Genomic DNA, 17,159 nt, shown 5'->3' with positions numbered 1-17,159 from the left:
TGTGTTTTACCAGCTGTTATTTAGAAGTAATGCGAATCCAATTCCCAGATAATTTCCAATGGCATAACCAATGAGTCCCAGTGAAATTCCTATGGTAATTATCTCATCGTTATCGATGGATTTGGCGACCGGTCCAATAAAAGCCGGTCCAAAAATGGCTGCCGTAGAGGCTATAATTACCGTGTCCCGATCGAGTTTGAAAAGATAGGCAAGTAAAAGGTGGATGGTGACACTGCCAAAGACTACAAATCCACAAAATCGGAACAGGACAGAACTGTTAGCTATCAGTTCACTGAAATTGGCCAGTGCGCCCATGGACATGGCAAAAACAAGAAGCAGATAGTTTGCCGTTTTGTAGGTATGTGGCAGATTTCTGATGTTAGGGTGAAAGGAAGCAACAATACCCAGAGTTGTTATACCAAGAATAATATATGGCACAGCATTATCCATGTTCCAGTCTTTCATAATAAGCCAGGAAAAACCGGTAGAAAGCATAAAGATCAATACTGACAAAATAAATCCTGCAGCTATATAGCTAATATTCTTCTTTATACCGTACTGCTGTATCTGACTTAATTCCCTTAATTCTGTTTTGTTATGTTTTACAGAACCCGGAAGAAATAGTGCAAGAAGATGTTTTCCAAAAGTGAGCAGAAATACAAAATACACGCCGCTAAACACAATGTCAGCACTATTCAGTAAAATAAATACTTCTTCTTCCACATTAAGAGAAAGTCCGATGGCACTCATATTTGGTGTTCCACCGGTGTATACACCCACAAGCATACCGGAAACGGCTTCAGGTTTTGAAACTTCCTCCCGAAATATAGTAAATGCAAGAAATACACAGATCAGTAACCCTGCGACACCAAGAAAATAAGCCAGAAGGGCAGGTTTTACCTGTTTTATGATCTTCTTAAAGTGAGAGGAGAACAGGAGTAACGGAATTGCAAGAAATACGGCAATACCTGTGATCATATTCAAAAGTTCCCTGTTGAGATTGAGTCCAGGAATATTCCCCAGTAGTATTCCGGCCAGATAACAAACAATGATAGGAGATAACCATCGTATTATACGTGATTTTTTTTCCAACCTGTCAATTGTGACCGGAAAGCCCAGAAAAACAATTAATGTGATGGAGATGACTAGCATAGCACTTTGGATTTGTTTCTGGTAACAAAGTTAAAGTGCTGTCAATTGCTGATAAAGGCGTCTTTAATAGCGAATTTTTTACGTTTATGAAAAAATGCAAAGGTTTATTGGAATTAGAAAAGATCGTATTAAATATTGCAGTTTCTACTATTGCTAAAGCCGTTGTTTGAATAAATACAAAAGTTAGTCATGCAAAGTTCTTATTTTTAGTATGAAAAAAGATCATATATCGTGCTGTATATTACACTACCCAGATATTTTTTTTTCAAGGCAATTAATCTGTTCATGTAACTTTCTAAAAAAGCTATATCTGAATTTCTCTGCTGTACCACTAATCAGGAGCGATTTTACAATCAGGTTCATTCCCCAGTTATAATTGTAATGATAAAACATCCGGTTATGGGTTTGTAATAGATTTATGGCGTTGGTCGTCATAAAGGTATAGCCAGAGTTGCCGGTTTTGATGATAACTGTATTGTCAGTAAGAATGATATCGTTATAATACAACTGAAAGTTTCCTCTAATGTCGTTGGTTTCTTTTTCAGGTAGAAATTTATATCCTAATTCTGCCTGTCGTTGCTGATGGTTTACCAGATCATGCAGTTTTTCACAGATAATTAATGCATCATCACGGGATTCGAAGTATCCTGAATCATAATAGTATTGCACCTGTTTTAGAAAACTATTCAGATTTTCTTCTGTAGTAAACTCAATGGAGTTTATTTTGATGTAATTCTCAGTGATTCGTTCAGCTATACCATTATACTGGTGGTTGAACATATTTATAGTAAATTTTGCTTCTTTAAAAGGAATAAAACCCAGACTTGATTTTTGCCAGAAAAATAACTTAAATGCTAAAAGCTCAGGAAACTGAAATAAATGAAATATGTTAAGTTCGTTTAAAATAAAAATAGCTTCAGCACCTTTGTGGCTAACGATTTGATTCGTAATTTTCAGAATGATTTCAAACCATTGCCTGAAACTGTTTTCTTCTTCATTCAATAAAAATGTTTCAAATGTCAGGGTTCTTTTATTCCCTGTTAAATCATCAAGTGAGAGATCGAATACGCTGGCCAGTTTCTGTATTTCATCAAGTGATATCGTCTTTTCTCCTCTTATCCTCCGATAAGCACTGTCGGTGCTTATTTTCAGAATATCTGCAACCTCATCAACAAGTGAAACATGTTTTGGTAGTTGTTCACGAATTCTGTCGAACAACTGAACCTGGATAAGATTTTCCTGTTCCATGATGTTTTTGCATTTTAGTTATAGTGGAAAAAATAAAGTAAAAAGAACGTGTTGTATATTCAGATCAAAGATAGTTGTAATTACTTAAGAGTTAATATGTAAGGTTTTTTACGACTGAATTCCATTAACCATTCTTTATTGTTATGGAAAAACTGTAACTCAAATGCTGAAGAATAAGCCTTTTCCATGGTTGGAAACCAGTCCTTTTTATATTTATTGATACAGATAAATAAGCCATGTTCATCGCCAATAGCACAGAACCGGTCTTTATCGCCACTGTAAATATTCATGCCCGTGGCTTCGTGGATTTGCTTATAAATCGGTGCAATTTCATCAACAGGTAGACCGATCTCTGAGATTTCCAGAAACGAATGTTCCGAAAAAATATCATCTGACGCATTGTGAAGATTTTGTCTGGCGATCAGTTCAACAATATTTTTGTCTGAATCATAAAAATATAGGGCTTGAGCATGCCAGTCGTGAAACTCGTGTATTTCATTTTCAGCACCGGTTAATATCTCAACCCTATCTTTTAACCATATCAACGCCTGCTGAATACGGTTGCACGGAATATTAACGGCAAAATGGTACGGATTTGACTTTGCTGATTTTTGCAGAACCAATATAGAGTCTCCCATTCTGAATGATGCAGTGTTTACATTGTTTTGAATAATTTCAAGTCCGAGAACCAGGGAATAAAACCGTATTTGCTCCTGCAGGTTTTGTGTATAAATCTTAAGCTTGTTAATGTACATAACTTAACCGGTTTAAATGTTTTGTATGTCACCAGCAGCAGGGGGCAGGCTCAGTTCATAAAACCATCATCAGGTACTGAGTCATGAGGTTCAATGCTATGCTTAAAAAGCTCTTGGATGTATAACGGTTTTACGTGTATGTTGTTTTTAATGTTTCATGAAAACAAAAATCCTTTCGGGTTATTTTAAAATTTTTACTGTCTTCTTCATCTTAATGCTTTGAATTTGCAACATGTAAATCCCATGCGGTAAATCCGGGAGGTCTAATCTATTCAACTGTTGACTTAGTAATGCAGAGCATACTTTTTGTCCACTGATGGAGTATAAACCGACGGATACCGGTTCGTCAATTTGTTCAGAAAACCGCACAAAAAGTATATCGTCTTTAACGTATGTTTTGATCCCGACAGAGTAAGCAGGTTTGATCCCGGATGCAGAAGTGAATTCAAATGCGCCTAAGTCGGGTGCTGATCCTGAATAAGGTAAACCTACATCTGTTCCTGCATCAATAAACACACTTCCGGAAACCAGATGCATAAACGGTACATCCGGCAGACTGCCATCTGCTTTTCGCGGTCCCGAAATGCCGGTGGTATCTATGCTGATAAAATCGATGTCAGAAAACGGAGAAGTCATCAACCAGCTGTTTGTGGCCTGAACAGCAAAGTCTGGAATATCGACATTGCCCTGGTATGAGATGCAGTTTTTAAGGATGAGTGATTCGCCGGGAGCCAGTGTTTTGTAGTACTTAAAATCTGATGATTTATTTCTGAAAGCAGTACAATTCATCATAGACATCGTTCCGACGTTATTATTTTGATCAAATCCTTTGGCTTTGTTATAAAAAGCCATGCAGTTGGTCAGATAAAAGTGATGTTCCAGCATAGCACTGTTCCCATTATCTCCGCCCCCCATTTTAAATCCGTTCCCGTTCGCCTGTGAACCGGGGTCAGTGCCATCTTTCAGCCAGCCATTGCCCCAGGTCCAGCAGTTTTTTAAGATGGTAGTTACATCAGTTGCACCGCGCATGTAGCCGTCCCAGCCATCATCACAGTTTCCCCAGGCCCTGCAACCAATAAAAATATTATTGGTCCCGACATCCAGTTTGGGGGCAAAACCATCAGCATCGCCATAGTCCGATGGATCAGCATTATAATAGGAATCGCAGTTTATGAAGGTATTGTCGTGTGAACCATTTCCCAGTTGAACCCCGGTATCTTTATTTTCGGAAAAGGAACAGAACTCAACGGTATTGTGTGCTCCTCCTGATACATTCAGTCCGTTATCGCCGGCTTTTACAATATCAAAGCCTTTTATATACCAGTAGCTTCCGGTCAGACTTATCCCCCTTTTCCCGAAATCCGTTCCTGAAAAATTCAGGACGGGCCGCTCACCCGGATATGCGAATAAGTAACAGGTGTCGTTTTCTGTTCCACTTTTAGAGATGTAAATGGTCGATGAATAATTGTGTATGCCGCCTCTTACAAGTATGGAATCTCCCGGAGTTAGCTCGTTCAATGCTTTGGTAATGGTTTTAAACGGTAAATTCACAGATATGCCGGAATTGGAATCGGTACCGTTGGTGTCTACATAATACGTTGTTGCACTTGCTGATATGGAAATAATCAGCGATGTCAGGGCTATGACGAGTCTCATAACAATTCGGTTTTTATGTAAAGATATTCTGTTTCAGAGAAATATTGAATTTCAGTTGTGAAATTCTATTGTTTAATCTTTGACGCACCGAATGGAATAGCCGGTTTTTTTGTCGATACTGTTTCTTACAACATTTCCGCTGTTGTAGTACAGACTTCGGTACCACGCAGTGGAGGCATTGTTTTCTGTTGAACTCCAGAGGTAACCATAATACCCAATGCTGCCATATGCTCCGGCGTAATTCCTGTATCCACCGGGACGGAAGGAATAACCGGTTTCGTTGGTGGCCGCGGCATTTGGTGTGATCCATAGGGTGTTTCCTGCATCTTTTAACTTTCCTCCGGCAGCTGTTTCACCACCCAGAAAATTTACAAGCGCTGTCCATTCCGTATCAGATGGCACATGCCATCCCTGAGGACATACTTTGCCACTTTCTACAGTGTACCAGTTGTATAAGGGGCCATAAACAGAATCACCGGATTCCTTTTCATTCTCATACCAGCAACACCCCGGCTCTGATAAAGCACCCCATTCAGCATTATCTGTGGCCTGAATAATTGCAGTACCGTCATTCAATCTGGTTGTTTTTAAATTTTCAGCCATCCAGATTTGGGGTCCTATTCTAATGGTTGTATAAAAATTTCCGTCAATATCTGAAAGAATCAATCCTTTATCGCTCAGCTGCTTTAATATGGCATCCACATAAGCCTTGTTTACGGCATCATTCTCATTAACCGGATTTCCCAGATTGGTGATCCTTCCATTCGCCATATTTTTTGTGGCATACACATTCAGATTGGGTTTGTTTTTAATGCTGGCATATGTGCTGTCCCATGATTCCGGTGTATTGGTGAGATCATTATAATCTTTATTCCAGGCATGGTAGTCCGGGTCTGATTCCGCAGTAATAAATCCACTCACATCAGGGATATTACCCAGTAGCATTTGTGTTGAATCCGAAAGCTCCGCTTTAGTTGCCAGGTTACTGATATCCTGATCACCTGTATTTGTTCCACTCAGGTTTTTAATATTCGATACGTCGTTATCATTGATCAGGGCTGCATCGCTGGATGAGAAAACCGGATCAGATTCTGATGCCTGTCCAAGCAGACGCTCAGCGGTTTTGGCGTGCAGCGCATATGGAACACTCATTAACTGACTGGTTCCTGAAATGGTATAACTGGCTCCGCCCTTCAGGTCTGTTTCTGTTTTCAGATAATAGGGGCCGTCACTCCAGTCAATTCCGGACATGCTGCCTTTCACCACAGTGCCGTCTCCAATTTCCAGTGTGATTAAACCATTGCTGTTAGTCGTCGGGAAATGCCTTTCCACATAAACCGCCTGTCCATAAACAGAACCCTGCAGAATGCTGATTTGTATGCCAATGCTGGTATTGGTCACCAGTTTATTGGTGGTATTTCTGATAACGGCCTGATAGGTCATTTTTTCAGGGGCCTGTGCTATGGTATACTCTGTTGATCCTAAGATTGACAGAAAAAGCAGGATATAAAAGGTTAACAGATATTTCATGACTCAGTTTTTTACGATTTTAAATGTTTTAAGAAGCTCATCGCTTTTCAGCACCCTTAGGAAATAAGTGGCTTTTGCCAGGTCATTTGTCGGAATACGGGTTTGAACATTACTGATGTGTTCCATTTTTACCAGTGTGCCTTCCTGATCGAATAACCTGTAGGTTAAGTTCGTAACTGAAAACGTGTCTACATCAAGAATTAAAGTTTCTGAAGCCGGATTTGGAAAAGCCGTCAGGGTCAGGTTCACCCCGGAATCATCCACCATTCCGGATTCTGCTGAAATCTCAAATGCATGCTGAACACCGGGTACGATTAGTACATCATCTCCTTCAACCGGAACAGCTAGCAATTGTCCAACTGAATAAGCTGAATTTCCGTTACTTCCTTCTGCTTTTCCCCCACCTGTGACGATTGTTTCCTGTGCTAATGCAGAGCAGCAACCTAAAATACTCCAGATGCTGATGAAGTATGTTATTCTTTTTCGCATATCAGTTATTTAATTGAACCGGATTATATGTTCCGGATCACAGTTAAAGAGGTAAATGTGAGAGATTCTTGAATTTAGCTAACGTATAAACCGTTTTGCAGCATATAACATCAGAAAGTGAAAGACGTGGGTACATCATCCGGCATGTGCTTTTAAAACCACATAGCCACTTGTAAATTTAAATAACTTTGCTGAGAATAAGAACAGCTGGTAATTTATTATGGTTTAATCAGTGTAAAATAACGAAATAAGCTAGTTGTTATGATAGGTAATCCAGACTGTATCACCTTTGAATTCAAGCATATCGTATCGTAACATAAAATCAGAATTGTTCTTAAAAGTGAGGTCCAGTTCGTGATCATTCAACCATTTGTATGTTATATTAAGGTCTGTTCCCTTAAGCAGTATTACCTGTTTGCCATCTAAAATTTGGTTTATTGAATATTGAGAACCGGATTTATTTAGCTCTTTTATTTCATAAAACAACATAACATTTGTATATGTAAATGATTTTTCAAAACCTTCTTCCCATGTCACAACATATTTAGAATGTGACGGTGAGTAGAGCATATTTTTAACAACCTTGTTTTTTTTATTCACGGCAGACGTTTGGTATCTGTCTGCTGCCTGTATTTGTTGTTCATTGTTTAGGTTGTCATTTAAAGCAAGGACTACTGTCAAAATAATGAGTACAGCAATAAGCGGGATAAAAGTTGGTTTCATATGTTCAGCATTTATATTTAAGTTTATGATATTGCTTCAAAACACATCCGTATTCTGTTTAAAAGGTTGTATAGTGGATCTTTAATGAATCGTTGTGCATCACAAATGACGATTTGAATTTAATAGCGGAACAACTGTCAGGATAACTAATAAGAATCTCATTGCCATTTAACCACTTGCATTTCACATCCGTATGATTTCCAGAAACAGAGCATACCAATAATGAACTGTACGAGAAACCACGGGTAAGAATAAAACCGTTTGATTTAAATTCATACACTTTTATATCAGTCATTGAAACAGGTAAATGATTAGATTCCTGAATAAGGAGGTATCGTTTTCCCGATGGAGAATTCACTTTTAATTCTGAAGACTTCTTTAATGCGTTTATTCCGGTCGTATGGTTTACGGTCTTTTGAGAACTGTCAGTACCGGCAAATATTTGATTTTTGAATACTAATATTGCTATGAAAATAAGTAAGGTAACAATAACAGGAACTAATTTTCTAATCATGGTTTTTAATTAAGGAGTACATGTAAATTTACGATATTTTTTTAATGAATCAAAAAATCAAAATCGTGACACATGAAGTTTCTTTCATTTGCCGTTTCATCTCATTTTTTTCTTCGTCCTATTCTTTTTTTGTATCGTTTATTCCCGTTATTTTTACATTCTCATTGCGGTAAACCAAACAGAAAACGTCCGAATGTGTTATGGATTATAAGGTAAATTATGGCCGATTTTAAGATCATATCAGAATTTGAACCCACCGGTGATCAGCCTGAAGCGGTCAGGCAACTGGTGGAAGGGATCAACAGTGGTGAGCGGTACCAGACGCTTTTAGGGGTAACAGGATCCGGTAAAACCTTTACCATTGCCAATGTGGTGGAACAGGTTCAACGTCCCACTTTGGTGCTGAGCCATAATAAGACACTGGCCGCACAGCTTTACGGAGAGTTTAAAGCTTTTTTCCCTGAGAACAGGGTGGAGTATTTTGTGTCGTATTACGATTATTATCAGCCGGAAGCCTATTTGCCGGTAACCGATACGTACATCGAAAAGGACCTGTCGATCAATGATGAGATTGAGAAACTGCGCTTATCCGCGACCTCGGCATTATTATCGGGCCGAAGGGATGTGCTGGTAGTTTCATCCGTTTCGTGTTTGTACGGTATGGGAAATCCGGAAGATTTTCATTCCAACCTGATACAGGTAAAAGTGGGAGACAAGATTCCGCGAAATGTATTTCTCAGGCGTTTGGTTGACAGCCTTTATTCCAGAAATGAAATTGATTTCAGAAACGGAACCTTTCGTGTTAAAGGAGATACGGTAGATATTTATCCGGCCGATGCCGATTTTGCTTACCGAATTATTTTCTGGGGTGAGGAGATTGAGGAAATTCAGCTGATTGATCCCATAAATAACAGCAAAAAGGATGAAGTGGATTCAGTGATGATCTTCCCGGCGAATATTTTTGTGACGAATAAAAGCCGCATAAAGGAAGCCATTTATACCATTCAGGATGACCTGGTGAAACAGGTGGATTTTTTTAAGGAGATCGGCAAGCCGCTTGAAGCCAAACGCATTGAAGAACGTGTGACCTACGATCTGGAGATGATAAGGGAAATTGGTCATTGTTCAGGTATTGAGAATTATTCGCGGTACTTTGACGGCCGGAAACCCGGTACACGACCATTCTGTCTGCTCGATTATTTTCCTGATGATTACATGACCATCATAGATGAAAGTCATGTGTCCATTCCTCAGATCAGGGCGATGTATGGTGGAGACCGAAGCCGCAAACAAAACCTGGTGGATTTTGGTTTTCGTTTACCGGCAGCCATGGATAACCGGCCATTGAAATTTGACGAATTTGAATCCATTACCGGACAGACCATTTTTGTAAGTGCCACACCGGCTGATTATGAACTGGAGAAATGTGAAGGTGTGGTATCTGAACAGGTGATCCGTCCAACCGGGCTGCTCGATCCTGAAATTATGGTTCGCCCAAGCCAGAACCAGATTGATGACCTGATGGAAGAAGTCCGTATCAGGGTTGAAAAACAGGAACGGGTTCTGGTAACAACACTGACCAAACGTATGGCGGAGGAGCTCACCAAATACCTGAACCGGATGTCGGTGCGTTGCAGTTATATTCATTCGGATGTGGATACCCTGGAACGTGTAAAAATTATGGAAGGCCTTCGGCGTGGTGATTTTGACGTGCTGGTCGGAGTCAACCTGCTGCGTGAAGGTCTGGATTTACCGGAAGTCTCACTGGTGGCTATTCTGGATGCAGATAAGGAAGGCTTTTTACGTTCAGAACGTTCACTGACCCAAACAGCAGGACGTGCAGCCCGAAACATAAACGGCAAGGTAATCATGTATGCGGATAAGATTACCGACAGCATGAAACGCACCATTGATGAAACATTGAGGCGAAGGGAAAAACAGTTGAAGTATAATGCCGACAATGGTATTACGCCGAAAGGTATTACGAAAGCATTGGGCAGAACCATTTCGGGAAAAGAGGAAAAAGAAGGCAGACCCAAAGCTTATTCGGGACCATCAGAGGTTAATGTGGCAGCCGATCCGGTGGTACAGTATATGAATGTAGATGCCCTTGAGAAAGCCATTGCTGCCACTAAAAAGAAAATGGAAGAAGCCGCAAGGAAACTTGAATTTATTGAAGCTGCCCAGTACCGCGACGAAATAAAACGACTGCAGGAACTGGTAAATGCGAAGATGTGAGTAGAGTGGTTAATGAATACAATACAACAACAAAGCACATTTTTATTTTAAAATTTCTTAAACTATTATTCCAATTTGGCTCAATTATTGCTTTGATAGCGGGAAAAGATTAGATTTGCTTGAAACTTCCAATACGCTAGCATGAATTACTTTGCACACGGGACTGCAGTTATTGATGATAATTGTCAAATAGGAGATGATACAAAAATCTGGCATTTTACGCATGTGATGTCGGGGTGTACGATTGGCAATAAGTGTAATCTTGGTCAGAACGTGGTTATATCGCCGGATGTTGTTTTGGGAAATAATGTTAAGATCCAGAATAACGTATCTGTTTATACCGGGGTGATTTGTGAAGATGATGTATTTCTTGGTCCTTCCATGGTATTTACCAACGTAATTAATCCCCGGAGTCATGTCAACAGGAGAGGCCAATATGCCAAAACACTGGTTAAAAAAGGCGCATCCATTGGCGCCAATGCCACCGTTGTGTGTGGCGTTGAAATCGGTGAATATGCTTTGATAGGAGCAGGAGCGGTGGTTACAAAAAATATTAAACCGTATGCATTGGTTGTTGGGAATCCGGCCCGTCAAACCGGGTGGGTGAGTATTTATGGCCATAAACTGAAGTTTGATGCAAATCAGGAAGCCGAATGTCCTGAAAGTAAGCAAAAATACCGGCTCGATATCGCAACAGATACAGTAACAGTGGTTGAAGAATGAGTAAAAGCAATTTCCATAGCATTGTTGTTATTTTTATCGTGTTGATTTTTTCTTCATGTGTAGCTCAGAAGGAACTTACGATTGAAGTATTAAAACCGGCTAAAGATCCTGTAGCAGGTGATTTCAGAAGTATTCTGCTGGTTGACAATACAGTTCAGCAACCTGCTACACTGGGAAATTTTCTGACTACAAGACGGTATAATTATACCGGTAAATTAAGAAGCCAGAGCAGAACAGAACTGAAAGATACGCTTAAGGTCGACTCGCTTGGCATATCCTGCGTGCTTAATGCCGCCAACATACTTAACCAGGAAGACTTTCTGGATACGGTTATGGTCAAGGAAAAAAATCTTTCGGATCGATCCAGAGTCTGGACAAACCAGATGTTATCTCCCAATAAGGTATTGAATCTGGCGGACTCAAACCAGGTGGATGTAATAGCAACGCTGGATATGTTTTCTTATGTGAATGACCTGGTATATCATGTATTGCCGGAAAACTGGTTTATGGCTTATGAAAACCAGTCCAATTATTCTGCATATACAGAATATTATACAATATGGCGTTTTTATGATGCCAGAACACTCAAGCTTCTTGCAACCAAAACACATCGTGATACCCTGTTTTTTGAACTGGATTATATGGAGGTGAACGATGAAAACAGGCAGGGTTTACTGGAAACCCTTGTAGCGGAAGCTGCATGGGATGCAGGAAGGACGTCTATTTCTGATGTATTTCCCGGTTGGAAGAAAGTACAGAGGGTTTATTATAAATCCGGTTCACCCGGCCTTAGAATTGGCGGGAAATATTATGAAAACGGAAAGCCGGATGAGGCCTTAAGGGAATGGAAAAGGGTGTATGACACAGCAACCGGTAAAAATAAAGCACGTGCTGCGCTTAACATAGCGTTTTACTATGAATTGCATGACAAGCTTGATAAAACAATGGAATATCTGGTTAATGCAAGATATATCTACCTTGATTCAAGGGTCCTGTCTGAATCGAGTCCCGATTATGAATTGATTAAATCTTATATTGATGTGATAGAGAAAAGGTTAAAGGAAGATAAACGCATAAAAAATCAGTTGAAAAATGAACTTAATGGATAAACAGTAATAATGTAAGTAATATTTACCCGCTATTTGCGTTATTACAGTATTCCTTTTGATGTAGAAGTAACCCTGATGAAAATTTTGTATAATTTGATACCTCTTGTACTGCTGTTTTTTTTGTTTTCATGTTCCAATGAAGACAATAAGTACGTCTATTCTACAGTTGAAAAAGGGGACTTTACCGAGAGTGTGAAGATGGAAGGTGTGGTGGATGCTGTAAATTCAGTTTCCGTTTCCTGTCCAAGGATATTTAATGTTACTGTGGCTTATCTTGTTGAAGATGGGGAATTTGTGAAGAAGGGAGACACGGTATGCATCCTGGAAAATCAGCAGCTGATTACAAATTATGATAACAGACTTAAATCCTTAAGTTCTGCAAGAGCTCAGTATACAAAACTGGAGGCAAGTCTTGCCATGAATATAGCCCTGCTTGAGGCTCAGGTAAAGAATAATGAAGTACAGACATCCATTGTATTCATGGATTCACTTCAGATGAAATATTCATCCGATGTACAAAAAAAACTGACCCGTCTCGAAATAGAAAAAGCTGAAATAACCCGCAGGAAGCTGGAAGATAAGCTTCGTTCTACAGAAGAGATTAATAATGCTGAACTGCGTAAGATGAGACTGCAGATAAAGCAGTTTGAACTCTATATTTCGCGGACTAAAGACGATCTTGATCAGCTGGTTCTGATTGCACCTCAGGATGGCATGGCTACCATTGGAAGTCCCAATGGTGAAAAACTGAAAATAGGTGACAGGGTATGGCCGGGAGACGGAATTGTTAACCTGCCGGATATGCGAAGCATTAAAGTATTACTCCAGGTGCCGGAAAGCAAATTTAAACGCCTGGAAATGAAGCAGCCTGTTGAAATAACCTTTGATGCTGTTCCGGGTGTCATAGCCAGAGGCGAAGTCAGTCATATGACCCCTGTTGGTAAACCGGTAAGCAGAAATTCTAAAATTAAGGTTTTTGACGTTACCGTTAAGGTTAATGAGACCAGTGAGATTCCGGACCTTGGTACGACAGCAAAATGTAATGTAATCATTAAGCGGCAGGAAAATTGTCTTGTGATACCCCAGATAGCCATTGAAACCATTGACAGTGTAAAATATGTATATGTTTTAACAAAAGGGAAAATAAATAAACAGCAGATTAATACAGGCTATGAGTCTGTTGAAAATGCTGTTGTTACACGAGGTCTCGGTGAAAACGATGTTATTCTGTTAAATAAACCACTGGATTCTGAAGTTCATAAAATTCATCTTCTTGACACCACTCAAATCAACAATAACACAAATGATACAATTAATGAAAAATAAGCCACCCTTTAAGATAACCAATATTTTGTGGCTGATGCTTACAGTCTTTGCATTTTCCTGTAGCTCAAAAAACGGGAAGGAGATATCTGTATATAAAGCGCAAAAGGGTACATTCCAAATTGAAATTACAGAAGAGGGCGATGTAAATGCCACCAATTCAATCAATATAAGTACGCCAAACCTGTCATCATGGCGTTATGGGAACCTCAAAATTTCCAGCCTGGTAACCGATGGAAGTAAAGTAGAAAAAGGGGATACTGTTGTTACTTTTGATCCTTCGGAAGTCAATAAGGCCATTGTGGAATCCGAGTCGAGCCTGGAAATAAACCAGGCTGAACTGGAACGGACACAGGCCCAGCATGAATCAGAAATTAAGGACTTGATGTCCGACTACCAGATCACGAAGATCAACAAGGAGATCTCGCAGATAAAATTTGAAAATTCTGATTACTACTCCGAAATCGAGCGTAAAAAAATTAAGCTGAATCTTGAAAAGGCAGAGATTGAACTTGAAAAAGCACTTGAACAGATTGAGAACCGCAAAAAGATACAGCGTGAGGAGATTGCTCAGAAAAAACTCTCCATTGAACAGGCACGTTCACAGCTTGAAGAGTCTAAACAAACCCTGAATGAGCTTATTCTGGTATCTCAGAATCCCGGTATTGTAATTATTGCTGAAAACTGGAGTACCAACGCCAAATACCAGATTGGAGATCAGTGCTGGTCGGGGCAGCCGCTGGTTCAGCTTCCTGATTTATCGGAACTGAAAGCGACGGTGAAAATTAATGAGGTTGATATTTCAAAGATAAAGAAGGGACTTAAGGTTGAAATCCGTCCGGATGCTTTTTCCGGGCAGATCTACCATGGAAAAGTGGTATCAGTGGCCAATCTGGCGGTTAACAAGGAACGCAACTCTGATATAAAAGTATTTCCGGTGGAAGTACTGATTACGGATTCCACAGATAACAAACTGATGCCCGGCCTTACTGTAAGTTGTAAAATTATTATTGATGAAATTAACGATGTCATGTTTGTGCCGCTGGAAGCCGTTTTCTCAGAGATGGGGCAGGACTACGTATATGTAAAATCAGGTGGTAAGTTTAAAAGACAGGATATAAAAACCGCTCAGTCCAATAATGATTTCGTCATTGTGGAGGAAGGACTGGAAGAAGGCGATGAGGTGGCTTTGGTTGACCCGTTTGCAGTGGAAGAAGATTCGAATACTAAAACAGCTAAAAACAAAGACGTATGAACCGGAACCGTAGTTTTATATATCTGATTCTGGTTTTGCCGTTGCTTTTTGTTTCCTGTTCAGGCGAGGAGTACGCCTATAAAGAGGTTAAAAAAGGAGATTTTAAGCTTACGATTACCGAGACCGGAACACTGCAGGCAGTTAATAAGAAAAGCTTTGTCCTGCCGCGATACGGCCGCTACTGGTACGAAATGAAAATAACAGGTATTCTGGATCATGGAACCGCCGTTAAAGCTGGGGATTCAGTCATCCAGCTGGACCCGTCTGAAGTAAAGAAATATATCGCAGACAGAAAGATTGATCTTGAAACTCAAAATGCCAACATGCAAAAAATGGTGGTTCAACAACAGATTGATAAAAGCAGTATGCTGGCGGCACTCAGTAGTGAACAGGCCACTTTTGAGTTGAATAAAATCGAGATGGAAAGTGCCCGTTTTGCCTCAGTAAATGAACAGAAAGTGAAGGAACTGGAGTTTGAGCAGGCTAAAATAAGGCTGGAGAAAACCAAAAGAAAACTTGAGCTTGCTGATATTCAGCAGGAAAAGGAACGCCGGATTCAGGAGATCAGAATAGAACGTTTGGAAAATGAGATAGATAATGCGATTGATATCTTACCCAAATTGACCATACGTTCACCTATCAATGGGATTTTTCAGGTGGGGTATAACCGAAGAACGGGGGAATTGCTGAAAATAGGAGACGAGATTTATCCGGGCCGGAATATGGGAGATGTTCCCGATATGACCTGGATGAAGGTTGAAACCGTTTTAAACGAAACAGATATCAGCAAGGTTAAGGAAGGTATGCCGGTTAAGGTAAAGCTGGATGCGCTGGATGACGTGTTTTTCGATGGTACCATAACCTTTATAAGCGGTCTCTGTCACAGAGCCAACAACGAATCACGGAAAAAGGTTTTTGATGTTATTGTAACGATGGATGTTTCGGATGAACGGCTTAAACCGGGGATGACTGTGAGTTGTGAGTATATCAGTGCTGATGAGGATGATGTACTGCTGGTTCCGAATGAATGCGTGCTGAATGAAGGTGGGAAGAGCTATGTATATGTTTTAAAAGGACATAAGCCGGTAAAAACAGAGGTGGAAACCGGTTTAAAGAATAACTCCGTTACCATTTTGAAAAGTGACCTGAAAAATGGTGCCCGTGTCGTACCACTGAAAGAAATTATTTAAACAGGAAATTATGCAGTTTGAAGAAAATATACGTTTAGCACTGACCGGTTTGTACGATCATAAATTCAGATCTTTTCTGACCATGCTCGGGATTATTTTCGGTGTGGCATCTGTTATTGCCATGTTATCCATCGGTGAGGGAGCTAAACGTGAAGCAATTGCCAAATACCAGGATTTAGGTGTTAATAATATCATCATCCGGGATAAAGATCTTTCGGATGCAGAACTGGAAGAGGTCAGAGCCAAATTCTCACCGGGTTTATCCCTTCAGGATGCTTCTACCATAAAGGAAATCGTTCCTTATGTGGAGGATGTAGCCTCGCAGGCAGAAAAAAGCACAGATGTGAAATTTTCCGATAAATCGGTAAAGTCTACCGTCATCGGCATTACCCCATCCTACATCGATATTCTGAACCAGAAAACAGATGAAGGGGAATTTATAAATGAGGATCACTATAAACGAAACCTTAAGGTTTGTGTGTTGGGCGCCGGTGTGGCCAAGGAACTTTTTGCCGGTGTGGATCCCATCGGTAAAAAAGTGAAGATCGAAGATCAGTGGATGGAAGTGATCGGAACCATGCAACCCAAAGCGCTTTTTACAGAGACGGTTGGTGAGCTGGCATCACGCGACCTGAACAATGACGTGTATATGCCACTTACAACATTTAACAAAAGGTTTGAACGTTCAAAAAAATATGAAAGTGAGATCAGACAGATCACGGTCAAAATAAAGGAAGCCGGCATGTTGGTGGAAAGTTCGGAAGTGATCCGGAGCATTCTGAACCGGCATCATTTCAATAATAACGATTTCAGCATCATCATACCATTGGAGCTGCTGAAACAGGAAGAGAAGGAGAGACGAATCTATAATATTCTTTTGGGCGCCATTGCCGCCATTTCTTTGCTTGTGGGAGGAATTGGTATTATGAATATCATGCTGGCTACCGTAATGGAACGTACCCGCGAAATAGGTATCCGTCGTGCCATCGGTGCAAGAAAAGCAGATATTATGAGCCAGTTTGTTACAGAGGCAGTGGCTATTAGTATTACTGGTGGAATTATTGGTGTTTTGCTGGGTGTATCGCTCTCTTTGTTGATTTCCCTGTTTACGGATGTCAACACTTTTATCCGGCTCTACTCTGTATTTGTTGCATTTGGCTTTTCCGTAGTCGTGGGAATCAGTTTCGGCTATCTTCCCGCTAAGAATGCATCGAATCTGAATCCTATTGAATCCATCCGTTACGAGTAAACGTA

Annotated in this window: 15 protein-coding genes; 7 read left to right on the top strand and 8 right to left on the bottom strand. The window is 40.2% G+C overall.

Features of this window, described 5'->3' with window-relative positions:
• Positions 1 to 6 precede the first annotated feature (6 nt).
• From ACE1EF_RS13515 to ACE1EF_RS13480, 8 genes are all read right to left on the bottom strand, one after another.
• Complete coding sequence (locus ACE1EF_RS13515) at positions 7 to 1,152, bottom strand: DUF819 family protein (RefSeq protein WP_375721208.1); 1,146 nt, start codon at positions 1,150 to 1,152, stop codon at positions 7 to 9.
• A gap of 246 nt (positions 1,153 to 1,398) precedes the next feature.
• Positions 1,399 to 2,400 carry a helix-turn-helix domain-containing protein gene (locus ACE1EF_RS13510; RefSeq protein WP_375721207.1) on the bottom strand — a complete coding sequence of 334 codons (1,002 nt, stop codon included), beginning with the start codon at positions 2,398 to 2,400 and terminating at the stop codon, positions 1,399 to 1,401.
• Positions 2,401 to 2,480: 80 nt separating this feature from the next.
• Positions 2,481 to 3,155, bottom strand: a complete 675-nt coding sequence (locus tag ACE1EF_RS13505) for a VOC family protein (protein WP_375721206.1) — start codon at positions 3,153 to 3,155, stop codon at positions 2,481 to 2,483.
• Positions 3,156 to 3,335: 180 nt separating this feature from the next.
• Entirely contained in the window at positions 3,336 to 4,811 is a 1,476-nt protein-coding gene (locus ACE1EF_RS13500; RefSeq protein WP_375721205.1) for a right-handed parallel beta-helix repeat-containing protein, read from the bottom strand.
• A gap of 72 nt (positions 4,812 to 4,883) precedes the next feature.
• Positions 4,884 to 6,341, bottom strand: coding sequence for a fibrobacter succinogenes major paralogous domain-containing protein (locus tag ACE1EF_RS13495; protein ID WP_375721204.1), 1,458 nt, complete (start codon positions 6,339 to 6,341; stop codon positions 4,884 to 4,886).
• A gap of 3 nt (positions 6,342 to 6,344) precedes the next feature.
• Positions 6,345 to 6,830: a T9SS type A sorting domain-containing protein gene (locus ACE1EF_RS13490; protein WP_375721203.1), complete on the bottom strand. Its 486-nt coding sequence runs from the start codon at positions 6,828 to 6,830 to the stop codon at positions 6,345 to 6,347.
• Between the two features lie 252 nt (positions 6,831 to 7,082).
• A complete protein-coding gene (locus ACE1EF_RS13485) occupies positions 7,083 to 7,553 on the bottom strand; it encodes a hypothetical protein (RefSeq protein ID WP_375721202.1) in 471 nt (156 codons plus the stop codon).
• 58 nt (positions 7,554 to 7,611) lie between these two features.
• Positions 7,612 to 8,067, bottom strand: coding sequence for a hypothetical protein (locus ACE1EF_RS13480; RefSeq protein WP_375721201.1), 456 nt, complete (start codon positions 8,065 to 8,067; stop codon positions 7,612 to 7,614).
• A 219-nt stretch (positions 8,068 to 8,286) separates the two neighbouring features.
• On the opposite strand from ACE1EF_RS13480, the gene uvrB reads away from it, so the two are divergent.
• The 7 genes from uvrB to ACE1EF_RS13445 all read left to right on the top strand — a co-directional run bounded on the left by uvrB (position 8,287) and on the right by ACE1EF_RS13445 (position 17,154).
• Positions 8,287 to 10,305, top strand: a complete 2,019-nt coding sequence (gene uvrB, locus ACE1EF_RS13475; RefSeq protein WP_375721200.1) for an excinuclease ABC subunit UvrB — start codon at positions 8,287 to 8,289, stop codon at positions 10,303 to 10,305.
• 141 nt (positions 10,306 to 10,446) lie between these two features.
• Complete coding sequence (locus ACE1EF_RS13470) at positions 10,447 to 11,028, top strand: acyltransferase (RefSeq protein ID WP_375721199.1); 582 nt, start codon at positions 10,447 to 10,449, stop codon at positions 11,026 to 11,028.
• Positions 11,025 to 12,137 carry a DUF6340 family protein gene (locus ACE1EF_RS13465; protein WP_375721198.1) on the top strand — a complete coding sequence of 371 codons (1,113 nt, stop codon included), beginning with the start codon at positions 11,025 to 11,027 and terminating at the stop codon, positions 12,135 to 12,137. The genes ACE1EF_RS13470 and ACE1EF_RS13465 overlap by 4 nt, the downstream gene beginning before the upstream one ends.
• 75 nt (positions 12,138 to 12,212) lie before the next feature.
• Positions 12,213 to 13,463: an efflux RND transporter periplasmic adaptor subunit gene (locus ACE1EF_RS13460; protein WP_375721197.1), complete on the top strand. Its 1,251-nt coding sequence runs from the start codon at positions 12,213 to 12,215 to the stop codon at positions 13,461 to 13,463.
• The gene (locus ACE1EF_RS13455; RefSeq protein WP_375721196.1) at positions 13,453 to 14,715 is read left to right on the top strand and encodes an efflux RND transporter periplasmic adaptor subunit; all 1,263 of its coding nucleotides are present in this window, start codon (positions 13,453 to 13,455) and stop codon (positions 14,713 to 14,715) included. Before ACE1EF_RS13460 ends, ACE1EF_RS13455 begins: the two co-directional genes overlap by 11 nt.
• Positions 14,712 to 15,905, top strand: a complete 1,194-nt coding sequence (locus ACE1EF_RS13450; RefSeq protein ID WP_375721195.1) for an efflux RND transporter periplasmic adaptor subunit — start codon at positions 14,712 to 14,714, stop codon at positions 15,903 to 15,905. The genes ACE1EF_RS13455 and ACE1EF_RS13450 overlap by 4 nt, the downstream gene beginning before the upstream one ends.
• A gap of 10 nt (positions 15,906 to 15,915) precedes the next feature.
• Positions 15,916 to 17,154, top strand: a complete 1,239-nt coding sequence (locus ACE1EF_RS13445) for an ABC transporter permease (RefSeq protein ID WP_375721194.1) — start codon at positions 15,916 to 15,918, stop codon at positions 17,152 to 17,154.
• Positions 17,155 to 17,159: the final 5 nt, after the last annotated feature.

The sequence above is a fragment of the Quyinboa sediminis genome, from assembly GCF_042219855.1.
In the GTDB taxonomy this organism is placed as follows: domain Bacteria; phylum Bacteroidota; class Bacteroidia; order Bacteroidales; family UBA5342; genus JBHJHP01.
Note: the sequence above shows the minus strand (reverse complement) of the source record. Positions and strands in the feature narration are given on the sequence as shown.

Excerpts from the sequence above, each read along its gene's own strand:
- ACE1EF_RS13515 (WP_375721208.1), bottom strand. The coding sequence starts at position 1,152 with ATGCTAGTCATCTCCATCACATTAATTGTTTTTCTGGGCTTTCCGGTC.
- ACE1EF_RS13510 (WP_375721207.1), bottom strand. The coding sequence starts at position 2,400 with ATGGAACAGGAAAATCTTATCCAGGTTCAGTTGTTCGACAGAATTCGT.
- ACE1EF_RS13490 (WP_375721203.1), bottom strand. The coding sequence starts at position 6,830 with ATGCGAAAAAGAATAACATACTTCATCAGCATCTGGAGTATTTTAGGT.
- ACE1EF_RS13495 (WP_375721204.1), bottom strand. The coding sequence starts at position 6,341 with ATGAAATATCTGTTAACCTTTTATATCCTGCTTTTTCTGTCAATCTTA.
- uvrB (WP_375721200.1), top strand. The coding sequence starts at position 8,287 with ATGGCCGATTTTAAGATCATATCAGAATTTGAACCCACCGGTGATCAG.
- ACE1EF_RS13450 (WP_375721195.1), top strand. The coding sequence starts at position 14,712 with ATGAACCGGAACCGTAGTTTTATATATCTGATTCTGGTTTTGCCGTTG.
- ACE1EF_RS13465 (WP_375721198.1), top strand. The coding sequence starts at position 11,025 with ATGAGTAAAAGCAATTTCCATAGCATTGTTGTTATTTTTATCGTGTTG.
- ACE1EF_RS13445 (WP_375721194.1), top strand. The coding sequence starts at position 15,916 with ATGCAGTTTGAAGAAAATATACGTTTAGCACTGACCGGTTTGTACGAT.
- ACE1EF_RS13505 (WP_375721206.1), bottom strand. The coding sequence starts at position 3,155 with ATGTACATTAACAAGCTTAAGATTTATACACAAAACCTGCAGGAGCAA.
- ACE1EF_RS13470 (WP_375721199.1), top strand. The coding sequence starts at position 10,447 with ATGAATTACTTTGCACACGGGACTGCAGTTATTGATGATAATTGTCAA.
- ACE1EF_RS13455 (WP_375721196.1), top strand. The coding sequence starts at position 13,453 with ATGAAAAATAAGCCACCCTTTAAGATAACCAATATTTTGTGGCTGATG.
- ACE1EF_RS13500 (WP_375721205.1), bottom strand. The coding sequence starts at position 4,811 with ATGAGACTCGTCATAGCCCTGACATCGCTGATTATTTCCATATCAGCA.
- ACE1EF_RS13460 (WP_375721197.1), top strand. The coding sequence starts at position 12,213 with ATGAAAATTTTGTATAATTTGATACCTCTTGTACTGCTGTTTTTTTTG.
- ACE1EF_RS13485 (WP_375721202.1), bottom strand. The coding sequence starts at position 7,553 with ATGAAACCAACTTTTATCCCGCTTATTGCTGTACTCATTATTTTGACA.
- ACE1EF_RS13480 (WP_375721201.1), bottom strand. The coding sequence starts at position 8,067 with ATGATTAGAAAATTAGTTCCTGTTATTGTTACCTTACTTATTTTCATA.